This window comes from Microcoleus sp. BR0-C5, assembly GCF_036705045.1.
GTDB lineage: Bacteria > Cyanobacteriota > Cyanobacteriia > Cyanobacteriales > Microcoleaceae > Microcoleus.
The window spans coordinates 1-14250 of the sequence record NZ_JAUBTR010000112.1 but is presented as its reverse complement, the minus strand read 5'-3'; the positions used below and the strand labels follow the sequence as shown (position 1 = coordinate 14250).

At 42.7% G+C, this 14250-nt stretch carries 8 protein-coding genes and 1 pseudogene; 7 read left to right on the top strand and 2 right to left on the bottom strand.

What is annotated here, in order from left to right:
* The first annotated feature begins 135 nt into the window (after positions 1 to 135).
* Entirely contained in the window at positions 136 to 1350 is a 1215-nt protein-coding gene (locus QUB08_RS29810; protein WP_333229640.1) for an FAD-dependent oxidoreductase, read from the top strand.
* A 145-nt stretch (positions 1351 to 1495) separates the two neighbouring features.
* Here QUB08_RS29810 and QUB08_RS29805 read toward each other — a convergent pair whose 3' ends face one another.
* On the bottom strand, positions 1496 to 2368 hold the full coding sequence (locus QUB08_RS29805; protein ID WP_333229638.1) for a pentapeptide repeat-containing protein: 873 nt from the start codon (positions 2366 to 2368) through the stop codon (positions 1496 to 1498).
* A gap of 1119 nt (positions 2369 to 3487) precedes the next feature.
* A complete protein-coding gene (gene surE, locus QUB08_RS29800) occupies positions 3488 to 4165 on the bottom strand; it encodes a 5'/3'-nucleotidase SurE (protein WP_333229645.1) in 678 nt (225 codons plus the stop codon).
* A 578-nt stretch (positions 4166 to 4743) separates the two neighbouring features.
* On the opposite strand from surE, the gene QUB08_RS29795 reads away from it, so the two are divergent.
* The 6 genes and pseudogenes from QUB08_RS29795 to QUB08_RS29770 all read left to right on the top strand — a co-directional run.
* Positions 4744 to 6837, top strand: a complete 2094-nt coding sequence (locus QUB08_RS29795; RefSeq protein WP_333229636.1) for a carotenoid oxygenase family protein — start codon at positions 4744 to 4746, stop codon at positions 6835 to 6837.
* A 156-nt stretch (positions 6838 to 6993) separates the two neighbouring features.
* A pseudogene (locus QUB08_RS29790) lies at positions 6994 to 8379 on the top strand (ATP-binding protein); the annotation flags it as partial.
* A 1143-nt stretch (positions 8380 to 9522) separates the two neighbouring features.
* Positions 9523 to 12237 carry a SpoIIE family protein phosphatase gene (locus QUB08_RS29785; protein WP_333229642.1) on the top strand — a complete coding sequence of 905 codons (2715 nt, stop codon included), beginning with the start codon at positions 9523 to 9525 and terminating at the stop codon, positions 12235 to 12237.
* A 13-nt stretch (positions 12238 to 12250) separates the two neighbouring features.
* Positions 12251 to 12400 carry a hypothetical protein gene (locus tag QUB08_RS29780; protein ID WP_333229634.1) on the top strand — a complete coding sequence of 50 codons (150 nt, stop codon included), beginning with the start codon at positions 12251 to 12253 and terminating at the stop codon, positions 12398 to 12400.
* A gap of 289 nt (positions 12401 to 12689) precedes the next feature.
* A complete protein-coding gene (locus QUB08_RS29775) occupies positions 12690 to 13436 on the top strand; it encodes a PEP-CTERM sorting domain-containing protein (protein ID WP_333229633.1) in 747 nt (248 codons plus the stop codon).
* 318 nt (positions 13437 to 13754) lie between these two features.
* Positions 13755 to 14250: DUF3370 family protein (locus tag QUB08_RS29770; RefSeq protein ID WP_333229631.1), on the top strand; the 496-nt coding region annotated here is incomplete at its 3' end.

Sequence of the window (14250 nt, the reverse complement as noted above, 5' to 3'; positions counted from 1 at the left end):
CTTCTTCCTTCTTCCTTCTTCCTTCTTCCTTCTTCCTTCTTCCTTCTTCCTTCTTCCTTCTTCCTTCTTCCTTCTTCTTGACATCCGTTACATAATCCGTTGCCGAACTTCCTTCTATCAATCTAGGAGTGAACTATGAGAATTGCAATTGTTGGGGGCGGAGCGAGCGGTATGGCAGCAGCCTACTGGCTCGATAAACAGGGGCATCACGTCACCGTGTTGGAAAGTCAGCCGATTTTAGGCGGACACATTCGGACGCTGAACAAAAATGTTGTACCCAATCAATCGGAGTGCAATGAAATATTAGAAAATGGCGTGCTGGAATTTCCCACTGTGTTTTACAATTTCATTGCTTTTATGCAGGAGCTAGACGTTGAATTAGAACCCGTGCAGATTGGTTCAGCGCTGTTTTTTAAAGATGGCACCCACTTTTTATCGGCGGTATCTATCCAAAAGAATTTCACCGGAATCCAACGCCTGCTCGAGTATTTGCGACTTGATAGTCTCTACGCTCGTTCGGCGGGATTTATTTTAAAAATGCGGTTTGCTAAACAGCATGATTTCTACGATGTGCCGCTTTCTGAGTCTTTGAAAAGCTCGTGCGTCCGCAATTACTGGCTGAAGTTGCTGACGATGTACAGCTACTCGATACCGTTTGAATTGCTCGACAATTTCCCGGCAGAATTAGCGATGCCTGTTCTACGCGAATATGGCTTGGTCAACTGGGTGAGGATTAAAGGCGGGGTGTATTCTTACATTGAAAAGATTTTGGAGCGATTTAAGGGCGATATACGGCTAAATGTGGAGATTGCCAATATTTTTAGAAGTGCGGATGCTGTAAAAATGGTGCTTTCTGATGGGGAAATCCAGGAATTTGATAAGGTGGTTTTTGCGATGCCACCAGACCAAGTTATGAGGTTATTGTCTGATCCGACGGAGGCGGAAAGGAAGCGGTTTTCGGCGTGGAAAGCCAATTATGCCACCACTGTACTGCATTCGGATACATTGATGTACGATCGCTACGGTATCCGCAAGTTATCTGAATTTGATTTTTTCGAGACGGACAAAGGGTGGGGATATAACGCGAGCTTGAATCAGCTTTGCGGCATCTCATCGCCACGAGAGTACAGTTTAGCATTTCAACTGGAGGAGTTGATCGACCAAAAGCACATTATTCATATTCAGAAACATCACACGCCGCTGTACACTGTTGAGTCATTTCGATATCGAAATGAAGTTATCGAGACTAATGGCGAAAACAACACTTATCATGCGGGAGCTTATTTGGGGGATGGTTTGCACGAAGGAGCCATTACCTCTGCTTTGCGAGTCGCGAAATTAATCGGGTGAGCTCAATTGTGATGCTACAAACTCTCGCAAATATGGGTAAGTTTCTTGCCTATGCAGCACTCTCACAAAAGTAATTATGTCTGCATCAAAAGTTAAAACAATGCGAGAGTCGCAGGCTCGGATCGAGATTGATTGTTGTCGCTGGCTAAGCTGCGACACCACTCCCGGCATTTAAGTAGACATCATGGCTCACAGATGCGGGCATTGTTGATCCGCCTAACTGAGTACCCTCAAAGTTGGCTCCCAGGAATGTGGCCCCGCTCAAGTCGGCTTCGCTCAAGTCTGCATAGCACAGCCTAGCCCAATCGAGGTTTGCCTGCACCAAAGAAACTCCCACCAGATTTGCCCTGGTTAAATCTGCTCCCATCAACTTGACGCCCCGCAACTGAGCCCCGCTGAGATTGGCGGCTAACAAGTTCGATCCTTCCAAGTTTACCCCGTTCAGTTTGGCTCCGCTCAGGTTGACGCCATTGAGATCCGTCCTGCTCAGGTCGATGCCATTGATGTAAGCTTTGCTGAGATAGATGCCTGTTAGTTGAGCGCCAAAAAGCTTTGCACCGCTGAGTTTTGCCCCTCCGCAGTTTGCCCAGTTGAGGTTGGCTCCAGTGAGGTTGGCTCCCCGCAGGTTGATGAATTGCAGGTCGGCTGTACACAAATTTGCGTTCCAGAGGATGGCGCTCCGCAGGTTACTACCGATGAGTTGGGCGCCACTCAACTTTGCCCTGGGGAGTTTTGCTTTGACGAGGAAAGCTCCGCTGAGATTGGCTTTAGTAAGCTCTGCGTCCGCTAGTCTGGCTTGGCCCATTTTGGCAAAACTCAGATTTGCCCTGTAAAGGTTTGCGCCGTTGAGTTCTGCTTTGGTGAGATGCGCCCGACTCAGGTTAGCTCCCGACAGGTTAGCCCTCGAAAGGTTTACGCCAACCAACATAGCTCCACTGAGGTTTGCTCCGCTGAGGTTTGCGTCAGCAAAGTCTCTGTTTCCATTTTCGTACTCTTTGAGCAGCTCGGTTACTTCCATACGGGTCACATTCCTAATAGCAGAAATTTATTTAGAAATAAACACTCTTTATAAATATTTTATCTCAAAGGGAGGGGATGCGATCGCACTTTCAAGAAAGCTGACAATTAACTTTATATTTATACATATACTTTGTGCTTTTTGCATAGTCCCGATTTTTTTGATGTCATAGTCTGAAACCCTTGATTTACTTAGCCTCTGGTGTGCTTCAGCAAGCGTTGCGATCGTACTGAGATCCGTGAAACCGTTATTCTCAGTAGGTAAGCCATCAAACACTGTCCGAAGTGTTAATCAATAGTTAAAATTAATATTCTTGTTGTCCACTGTGGCTCACAGCTTTTTTAAAGGGAGACTACAAATTTGTTGGTTGTGTTTGCGTCAGGTGTCGCGAAGGCTGGCATGGCCATAGCTCCATATTTGATATACTGTCATTTTTCATTAAAATTCAATGTGGAACAACAGTTTAATAAGCGAGAATTTTTCTCGGTTGTCTCGCAGCAGTTAGACGATCGTGCTTTTCAATATTTCTTTGAGTCATCGGGCTGAAAAGTAATTTCAGACATTGTACTTCTGAGGAATTTATCGATATACCTAACGGTAGAGGGTATTCGTTCAAAACCTAGCAGATAATATACTGCAGATGGTACAAAACTAACAGCGAGTAGTATCTGTATAGGATCACCCCCTCTACTGGCTGTTAGGCAAATGTGTCAATCTATGTTATTGTGAGTAAAAATTGAGGAATAATTATGTCAAAAGAAAGAAAAAGCAACAAAGAAGTCAAAAAGCCAAAGAAACAACCTGATGGTGTTGCTAAGCCGAAGGATGACAAAAAAAATTATGGTAGCACCGAGGGCCGCAAGTAAAGATAGCTGCCACTCTCGGAATTGTGATTAATTTTGTTGAATTGTCATTAGTATCGATTTTTAACAGATTTAAATATCCTATTTTGGGATCCCAAAACAGGTTTATTATACCTAGGGTATATGCAGTGCTAAACCCAAAGTATAATGAAATCTGTTTTTAGCCATGAATATGGAACATTCTGTCGCCGATCGAATTTAACACCATTTTTTTAGACTTGGTTGAAAAAAAATATAGTTCGATCGCCCAAATCTATCACAGCGATATCTCAGTCACTGCAATATTACCCCCAAAACACACATCAACATCAGTCCCCGCCGCCCGATCGCGCGATCCATATTCTCCGGCATAATAAAAGTATTCTCCCTCCATCCGGTAAACCACAGGCAGTGGCTGCGTCGAAGGCTGGCAAAACACAATTTCCGGTTCCGCACTTCCCGGCGCTAAATGCGGCAAATTCACATTCCAGAAACACCCCGACTTTGGTTCTCGCTTCAGCAAATCTGCCAACACCCGCGAAGTCCAACGAGTAGCGACATTCCAGTCAATTTCGAGTGGCCTTTTAATCCGGTGGGAAATTGCGATTCCCGGAATACCGTGCATGGCTGCTTCGCGCACAGCCGCCACCGTACCCGAAATATACACGTCAACCCCCAAATTGCCACCCGCGTTAATACCCGAAAGCACCAAATCCGGCTTCGCACAAACGTGATGAAGAGCAATACGCACGCAATCGGCCGGTGTTCCCCCTACAGCATATTCCACGGACGATCGCCGATCGACATGAATCGGACTGTGAGCCGTCACTTGATGCCCGCAGCCGGACAATTGTCCCTGCGGAGCCACCATAATTGTTTTGCCATCTACAGCCTGCAAAAGTGCCTGAATCCCCGGAGCATCGATGCCGTCGTCGTTGGTTAAAATTATCGTCATTGAAAATGTGTCGGTTTTATAGAACCGATTTGAGAGCGCAGAGGCTGGCAACCTTCTGGTAGCTCTAGCCCAAATTGGTTGTTGCTTGGTGGCGATCGTCAGTATGAGCATTGCCACACATTTATATCATGGCATTAATTGAACAGTTGCCCCAGAAATGTGGCGCGCCACATTTTAGCCCAGTCGCACCTTGATATGACAGCTAAAGCGACTTGTTACGCTTGCCCCAGTGCAGCATTCATGACATCAGTGTCGATGCAAACATCTAATCACATCATTTTTTCCTCGGCTCTCCCCGATGCTAGGTGTTAAAAGTAGCAGATGATACTAACTATCTGAGACTGAACGTTGAAACCCTCGATCGTGCTAAATTATTAGCTTGCGTTATCACCATAAGTACGAGAGAGCCGATAATAAGTTAATGTCGATTCCAATGGCGCTTTGACGCAAGGGATGGGAGAATAGATCTGAAATCCTTATCAAAGATAGTATCTAAGTTACAGTCCTCATTTCCCATTCATAAATTAAATACTTATCTACACTGTTACCATTATTACATTTTAACTCAGGAGAGCCACATGAGCGAACCCACTCAACACATGACTGAAGCTGTAACTCAAGGCTACTGTAAATTCCCAGAATCTAGTATGAAGGCAAGTCGGGATGAACTCGATGACCTCAAACTAAAGATTGAAGGGAACTTACCAGAAGACATCCAAGGTCACGTATTTATCGTTGCGCCAGTCGGTTCTGTTAACTCTGGCGGCCTCCCCTATCCAGACGGAGACTCACTGTTAAATGGCGACGGGATGATTTACAGATTTGACTTCGATCGCCAGGGTGAGGTGAGGGTAAAAACTCGCCTTGTTAAGCCACCAGATTACTACGCCGATAAGGCAACACAGCCGGGAACAAAGTATGGTGGATATCAATTTAGCAATTATGGCATCGCTCGGTTTTCTCTCTCGCTTGGCCTCCGTAATCAACTAAATACGGACTTTTTGAAAATGAAATTTGCTCAGGACTCACAGGAGCGTCTGCTAGTGACCTACGATGCAGGTCGTCCTTATGAAATTGATACAGACACCCTGGAAGTGGTAACACCAGTTGGCTCAAATCAAGAGTGGCGTGGACAACTTGATAAGGTAAACTTTCCGATTAATGCAAAAAAGTTTCCCTTCAAAAGTATTCTTAGCACTGCTCATCCTGCCTTTGATGCTTACGAAAGTAAAATGTTTACGGTTAATTATGGGAAATCAGCAAAGACTTTCATAGAAGACATAGCTTGGATCAACAATCTAAATAAATTTTATGAAAAAGCCGAGCCATTTAGGTCAATGAAATCAGTGAGTGAGTTTATATCAGATGTATTTCAGAAAAATGAGTTTCGTTTATTAATTTTATTTCAAAATAAATTAAAAAATTTCGTAAATTTGCTTGAAAATATAATTAAGATAGAAATGGAAGATTTCACTTATCTGATTTGCTGGGATGGTGTCGGTGAACTCAAACGATGGAAGCTGATACTGCCTGATGGTTCACCAGTCAAGATTGAACAAACCATTCATCAAATAGGAGTAACTAAAGATTATGTAGTCTTGATGGATACGGCTTTTACAGCTGGACTGTCACAAGTGACAAACAGTTACTTTACAGAGAATAAAGAACTAGAAACACTTTTGAGGCACTTACTCGAACGTCCGGCTTGTCCAGATTCTAAGTTCTACATTGTGCGTCGAGCCGACCTGAAAGCCAAACAAACTCCAGCATCGAGCCAGAAAGAAGTTGAAGTTGTTGTGCGACAAGTGGTGATTCCACTCCAAGCTGCTCACTTTCTAGTTGATTATGATAATCCCCAGGGAGAGATTATACTTCACGTAGCACATATTTGTGCAATGCAAGTTTCTGCATGGCTCAGGAAGTATGATGTTTCTGCCTACAAACCCCATCATCCTGTACCATCTTACCTGCATGGTATGGAACACGATGAAATGGATATCAGCCGTATGGGACGTTATGTAATTAACGGAGATACAGGAAAGCTGATTGAGTCAAAAGTTATCTGGGACTTTAGGTGTACTTGGGGTGTAGATCTCTACTCATATCTCGATCGACTGCCTACGGGCTTGCCTCCAGGACAGATGGAAAACATCTACTGGAGTTCTTTTGGACTTTGGCCACAACTAATGACAAAATTCATTTTTGATTTACACAAGGATTATAAGTATCAAGTAATTCCCAGATCAAAAGTTCTCAACCTCGCTAAGAAGGGCATACCACCTTGCTTGTTTCGATTGCATACAAAGTCAATGGTCATCGCCGATCGCTATGAGTTTCCTTGTGGGCATATGATGCTCTCACCACAGTTTGTACCGCGTGGGAATCGCGACAGTTCGACGAACGGTTACATTGTCTGTGCTGTTTGTTTTGAAGACAAAAATGAAATCTGGATTTTCGATGCTAACGATCTAGCAAAGGGACCCCTATGTCGATTACATCACCCCGACCTCAAGTTTGGGTTTACGTTGCATACAGCATGGTTGCGACAGATTTCTAAGCGCCAAGCTAGTTACAAGATTCCAGTGCAACAGGATTACCAGGAGCTAGTCGATCAAAACGAGCCAGAGATTAGGAAGCTGTTTGAGAATGAGGTGTACCCCCATTTTCATTAAGAAACTCACCTGCCAAAAGCGAGACCGCGCTTTTGGCAGTGGGCTTCTTGGTTCATAGACACTCTTTAAAAAGGTCAAACAAGAAAGGAAAGTAAAAATATGATAGTTCTTTCGGGATACGAAATTATAGAAAAAATTTAGGAAGGAGTAAGGACTGTTGTATATAGAGCTAAAAAAGATGGTTACAGACAACCAGTTATCATTAAAATTATTAAATATGATTATCCTAGCCTTGAACAAATCACCAATTTAAGGCAAGAATTTATAATTACTCAAAATTTAGAGTGTGAAGGAATTGTCAAAACTTACAACTTAGAAAATTATCAGAATAGTTTAGCGCTAATATTAGAAGATTTTGGGGGTCTATCCCTTTATCATTTTATGGCAGCTAATAAACTGTCAATAACCGAGTTTCTAAGAGGCGCAATCGCTCTATCCGAAACTTTGATCTATCTCCATCAAGTACCGATCATTCACAAAGACATTAAGCCCTCAAATATCATTATCAATCCAGCGACCGGAAAAGTAAAACTGACTGACTTTAGTATTTCATCGCGATTGGAATTGAAAAACCAAAGCATTAGCAATCCCAACTTGCTAGAAGGGACTCTCGCTTATATGTCACCCGAACAAACGGGAAGGATGAATCGAGCAATTGACTACCGCACCGATTTCTATTCTTTAGGAGTGACTTTCTATGAAATGCTGACCAACCAGTTGCCATTTACTACCACCGATCCGATGGAGTTGGTTTACTGTCATATTGCCAAACAACCCGTCCCACCTAAAGAGGTAGCAGAAATTCCTGAAGCGGTTTCAGATATTGTGATGAAACTGTTAGCAAAAAATGCGGAAGACCGATATCAAAGTGCGGCGGGATTAAAATTTGACCTGGAAACTTGTTTGCAGCAATTGCAGACAACTGGAAAGATTGAAAATTTTCCGATCGGTCAACGCGATCGAGGCAACCAATTACTCATTCCCCAGAAGCTTTATGGTAGAGAAACCGAAGTCCAAATTCTTCTAGATGCCTTTGGACGAGTCAGCCTAGGTGCCACCGAGATGATGTTAGTTTCCGGTTATTCCGGGATTGGTAAAACTTCAATCGTCAATGAAGTTCATAAACCAATTGTAGCAGCTAGGGGATATTTTATTGCGGGTAAGTTTGACCAGTTTAAGCGCAATATTCCCTATGCGGCGTTAATCCAAGCATTTCAAGAATTAGTTCGTCAGCTATTAACCGAAAGTTCCGAAGTGATTGCTATTTGGAAAAAAAATTTATTAAAAGCGCTAGATAATAACGGTCAAGTTATTATTGATGTTATCCCGGAAGTCGAACTAATTATCGGTAAACAGCTTGAAGTTCCTCAACTAGGGTCATCGGAATCACAAAACAGATTTAATCGGGTATTTCAACAATTTATTCGCGTTTTTTGTCAACCCGAACACCCGCTAGTCATATTCCTAGACGATTTACAGTGGGCAGATTCGGCATCTCTAAAGTTAATCCAACTCTTAGTCACTGACCCAGATAACAAATATTTGTTAACGATTGGAGCTTATCGAGATAACGAAGTCAGTCCCGTTCATCCTTTAATTCAGACAATAGAAAAAATTCAAGAAACTGAAACGGTGGTGAATAATATCACCATTCAGGCGCTGGCTTTGGATAGCGTCAACCAATTAATCGCCGACACTCTCGATGCCAGCGTAAATTCAGACAAAATAAAAGTTTTTTCTGAATTACTTTTTAATAAAACCCAAGGCAATCCGTTTTTCTTGACACAGCTACTCAAAACCCTGTACTCGGAAAATCTGCTGGTTTATCAAGTAGATACAGACCGCTGGGAGTGGGATATTCAACAAATTCAGGCGATTGGCATTGCTGATTTCAATATTGTTGAACTGGTTGCTCGCAATATTCGCAAACTCCCTGAAATAACCCAGAAATCATTAAAATTAGCGGCTTGTATCGGCAACCAATTTAACTTAGAAGTTTTATCAATTGTCAATGAAGAATTAAACATAGCGACGGCTGCTCATTTGTGGGAAGCACTGCAAGCAGGTTTGATTCTGCCGCTGTCTGAAAATTACAAAATTCCTCTACTCTTTGCCCAGGAAGAGTTGGCATCTGTAGGAGATATCAAAGTTGAATACAAATTTTTGCACGATCGAGTGCAGCAAGCAGCTTATTCTTTGATTCCAGAGTCAGAGAAAAAAGCCACTCACCTGAAAATTGGTCAACTGTTGCTGAATAATACAACGCCTCAAGAGCGAAAAGATAATATTTTTGCTCTGGTTAACCAACTGAATTTTGGCACAGATTTGCTAACAAATCAGTCAGAAAAAGATGAGTTGGCTGAATTAAACCTGATTGCTGGACAGAAAGCGAAGGCAGCTACTGCATATGAAGCCGCTGTTAATTATTTGAATGTAGGTATAGAACTCCTGAGTCAAGATAGCTGGGAAAGTAGATACGATCTGACATTTAATTTTTATCGGGAAGCGGCGGAAGCCGAATATCTCAATGCCAATTTAGAACGAGCGGAAATTTTGTGCGATCGCGTGTTTCAAAAAGCCAAAACAATCCTCGAACAAGTCAACTTATACGAACTGAAAATTAGAATTTACCTCGCTAAAAATCAAAATAATGATGGATTAGATGCTGGACTGCAAGTTCTAAAGATGCTAGGAGTGACCCTATATGAATCACCCCCGCAAGAACTCAATATTGAGGAGTTAGCAAACCTGCCTGAAATGAGCGAGCCCTACAAGCAGGCGGCTATGCAGCTTTTAGTTCTTATATTCCCCCCTGCTTGCTTTGCAGAAAGCCCGCTATCGCTACCTATTATATATACTATGGTGGAACTTTCTCGTCAGTACGGGAATTCGCCGCAATCTACTTACGCCTATTCTGTTTACGGTATATTCGTATCTTGGCTATTCTCAGATATAAATTTATCCTATCAACTGGGGCAACTGGCTTTGCAGCTATTAGAGAAGTTAGATGCTAGAGAGTTTCGTTCTAAAGTTTTAGTTAATGTTTCCATCGGTATTATCCACCTCAAAAAGCATACTAGGGAAACGATAGAACCCCTTCGTCAAGCAATTAATAGCGGCTTAGAATTTGGAGATATAGAATATGCTTGTCATGCTGCTGATTACTATTGCTCGCATTTATTTTTTAAGGCAGAGCATCTAGACTACGTGCAAGAACAGCAAAAACTATATATTGACTTGGCAGAAAGATTGTCCCAAGAACACCAGTTATATTTACTCAAAATTCTCGGTCAATTAGTAGAAAATTTAAGGGGGATGACAGATAATAAACTGATCTTGATGGGCAGCATATTAAATGAGGAAAAAGCTATCTCTTATTTAAGAGAAGTAAAAAATTTCATTTGCTTGTTCAGGCTTTATTTTGCCAAAACTGTAGTTTGCTATTTGTTTAAGCAGTATGAAGAAGCTATCGAGTTTGCAAGAGAGGGGTTGAAATATTCAGGTTACGTTCAATCAAATATTAGTTTTATTGAACATACTTTTTACTATTGTCTGCTTCTTTTAGCCCAGTATGCTCAGGAAGATTCAGGAGAGGAAGAAAAGAAACAAGAATACCTCAACCAAGTAGAAGAAACTCAGAAAAGCATAAAAAATTGGGCGTTCCATTGCCCAGCCAATTACCAGCATAAGTATGACTTAGTAGAAGCAGAAAAAGCCCGCGTGTTAGGGCAATATTTCTCAGCAATGGAATATTACGACCTGGCGATAGATGGAGCCAAGGAAAATGGATACGTCCAGCACGAAGCCCTCGCCAATGAACTAGCAGCAGAATTTTATTTAACTTTAGGTCGTCAGAAAGTAGCGCGTACCTACATGATAGACGCTTACTATGCTTATATTCGCTGGGGAGCAAAGGCAAAAGTTAAAGATTTAGAAGAGCGCCATGGTGAATTACTCGCACCTATCGTCGGTAGGAAAAAGAGCCTGACGAGTGGAAGAGACGAAATGATTGTTCAGACCAGAACCACTGTCACTTCTACCAGTTCAGGTGCTGCAAACGAGCTGGATTTATCAACAATTATCAAAGCCTCCCAAGCGCTTTCAGGGGAAGTTAATTTAGATAAGTTACTCTCGAATTTGATGCAAGTCTTGCTGGAAAACGCGGGAGCGGAAAAATTTTATTTCATCATACCTGACCCAGCAGGTAAGTGGAAAATTGAAGCTCAATGTACGGGTGAACGATGTCAATTAATATCCAAGTCAGCGACTGAAAGTCAAGAGATTCCTATCTCGCTGGTTAATTATGTACAACGCACGCAAGAAACTCTTGCGATCGATGATGCAACCACTGAAACCAGGTTTGCCTCTGACCCGTATATTATTCAGCAGCGACCTAAATCTATCTTGTGTAGCCCCCTGATTAACCAAGGTAAATTGGTGGGGATATTATACCTAGAAAATAATTTAACAGCGGGGGCTTTTACGCGCGATCGCCTAGAAGTCCTCAACATCATTTCCGCCCAAGCTGCGATCTCCATCGAAAATGCCCGCCTCTATCAAACTTTAGAAGAAAAGGTGCAACAACGCACCGCCCAACTCGCCCAAGCAAACCAGGAAATTAGCAGCCTAAACAACAAACTTAAAGCCGAAAACATCCGCCTCAGTGCTGAGTTAGAAGTCACGAAACGACTGCAACAAATGATCTTGCCCAAACAATCAGAACTAGATCAAATTAAAGGATTAGAAATAGCTGGATATATGCAACCTGCCGATGAAGTTGGCGGCGACTACTACGACGTGCTAACCCAAAATGATAAGGTAAAAATTAGCATCGGCGATGTTACGGGACATGGTTTAGAAAGTGGCGTATTAATGATTATGGCGCAAACCGCCGTCCGCACTCTCCAACAAATGAACGAAACCGATCCGGTGAAGTTTCTTGATGTGTTAAACCGCACCCTTTATGGCAATATCGAGCGCATCGACTCGTCTAGAAACATGACCTTGGCTTTGTTAGATTATCAAGATAGTAACTTTACCCTCAGCGGTCAACATGAAGAAATAATTGTAGTCCGTACTGATGGTAACATCGAACTGATCGATACACTGGAACTCGGTTTTCCCCTGGGATTAGAGGAAGATATTTCGGGTTTTGTTTCCCAAATTCAAGTGCATCTTAATCCAGGGGATGTAGTAGTGCTTTACACAGATGGAATTACCGAATCTATAAATATAAATAAAGTGTATTACGGCATAGAAAGATTGTGCCAAGTGACCAAAGAAAATCGCCACAAAACCGCCGAACAAATTCAACAAGCAGTAATTGATGATCTGCTGCAACATATTGACAAACATAAAGTTTTTGATGACATTACGTTGGTAGTCCTAAAACAGAAATAACGCAAGTTGGTAATTGGTAATTGGTAATTGGTATTTGGTAATTGGTAATTTGTTTGAGCGTCCGACGATCGAAACCGACTTCACGCGCAACAATTTTGGAAATGGTGTGCGGACTCAGGAAGGTGCGATCGGCAAACCGATTCCTCAAACAGTGTATAAATAAACACTTCCTATTTAGTTATATTACGCAATTAGCCATTGTGACAGCCGAGGATACCGAAAGTTGCAATAACGGATATTTAGCCGTGGAAAGCCTCAGCACCAATCATCCTAGCCTTTCTGATACAACCGAGTTTACGAAAACTTTAAGAATCTACCTCGCACTATATTGTTTTGGTAAAAGTAGCAAAAATGTATAGAAAAATACCTGTACATGACAGATGATGTAAACAGACACCAGAAGAAATCAATAAAGTCAATCCCCCCAACGATATAAACAAGGTATTACTCTTATGAAAACCAACTTCGCCCAACCACTAACCGCGTGTATAGCTACCGCTGGTTTAGCAATAGCTTCTTCATTACTAACTGCAACGCAAGCCCAAGCATTCAGTTTATCCGTGGCTCCTGAGTACGGTAGTACCAACAGTCTGGGCAACGTCATCGGCACCGGCGCTACTGCAACATTGGACTTCAACTTTGTCCAAAGTGGAGCCGACTTGCTCCTGAATTTAGGCATCACCAATACCACTGGCACTCAGGCTACAGCCGGTGGTGCAACCAACTCTTCTCTCGTTGGGGTGGCATTTGACGTATTGAGCGGCGTTAATGCATCGGTTAAATCGACTGCAGGCAGCAGTTTTACAACGTTTTGGAACAATGTTGATATTAACGGTTTGCACAAAGATTTCGACTATGGCATTAGCACTCCGCGCAAGAGCTTTGATGGTGGCAACTCTAATGAAGGCTTATATAAAAATGAGTCTACTTTGGTTAGCTTTTTGCTAACGGGCAGCAGTCTGAATGCTGCTCAGGCAGAAAGTGCCTTCTTGACGGGATTTCAGAATGGTACGCTTAAGGCAGGGGTTCGCTTCCAACAGGTAGAGGGGTCTAGGGTTAGTAAGAGTGACAAAGTTTTTGCCGGAGTTTCGGCTGATGCTGAGCCAGTACCCGAACCAACCACTATGGCAGGTATGGTGATGGGTTTGGGAAGTTTAGTCGCAGCCCGCCGCAAGCAGGCAAAAAAAGCTCTTGCTTAAATTTTCTCAGGGGTGCAGGCCATCCATCGGCAGAAAAGCTCGTCGCATTTCTAGTGAATTCAGGTTAACTTCTAATATCAACTCATAAGAGCCAGCGCAGCTATATTGCTTCTGGCTCTTATTTTGCGTTCTTCACCTTGAGAAAATTTAGATTTTGTCAAAGTGAAGAACAAAAAATTTGCTATGCCCGAATTTCCGCAAAAATTGACCTAAAACCCCCAAATCCCCAGAAAATATCAACCAACTTGTGGTAAAGTTTTGTGTCGATTGCTATGTCCAGGCAATCTTCTGCAAGTTCAGTTAAACGCGCTCTCAGCAATGTTTTTGCCAATTTTCCCCCTAGCTCAAACAATCCCCGCACCTCCCACCCAACAACAACTGATCATCGACCCAGAAGTCCCCGTACCCGAAAACGAACTGGATTTGCCGCCACAGCCAAGCAGCAGCCCGCTGAAAACAGTGACAATGCCCCAGCAAGTGCGCGTTTTGCCCGGAAAACTCGACAACATCCCGGTTTTCAACAGCAACAGCCCCGAAGTCGTGCAAACCGAAGGCATTTTGCTCTCCACATTTCCACAGGAAGGAAAACAAGTACCTTCTGCACACTTAAACTTTCCCTTCACAGGTCGATTTGACATCTTTGCCCACCACATCGCCAAAGCTAAAAATCGCCAAGAAACTCGCACCTTATTTCAAGGAATAATTGTCCACAATCCTAACTCCGAACCTGTTACTTTAAACCCACATTCCGCAGTTCTGGCTTTGATGACTAAGGATTTTCATACCTTCACTGTAGGAAAAATATCTGTGCCTA

What these genes read in the sequence shown, in the direction of transcription:
- QUB08_RS29810 (WP_333229640.1), top strand. Translation starts at nt 136, where the DNA reads ATGAGAATTGCAATTGTTGGGGGCGGAGCGAGCGGTATGGCAGCAGCC.
- QUB08_RS29805 (WP_333229638.1), bottom strand. Translation starts at nt 2,368, where the DNA reads ATGGAAGTAACCGAGCTGCTCAAAGAGTACGAAAATGGAAACAGAGAC.
- surE (WP_333229645.1), bottom strand. Translation starts at nt 4,165, where the DNA reads ATGACGATAATTTTAACCAACGACGACGGCATCGATGCTCCGGGGATT.
- QUB08_RS29795 (WP_333229636.1), top strand. Translation starts at nt 4,744, where the DNA reads ATGAGCGAACCCACTCAACACATGACTGAAGCTGTAACTCAAGGCTAC.
- QUB08_RS29785 (WP_333229642.1), top strand. Translation starts at nt 9,523, where the DNA reads ATGCTAGGAGTGACCCTATATGAATCACCCCCGCAAGAACTCAATATT.
- QUB08_RS29775 (WP_333229633.1), top strand. Translation starts at nt 12,690, where the DNA reads ATGAAAACCAACTTCGCCCAACCACTAACCGCGTGTATAGCTACCGCT.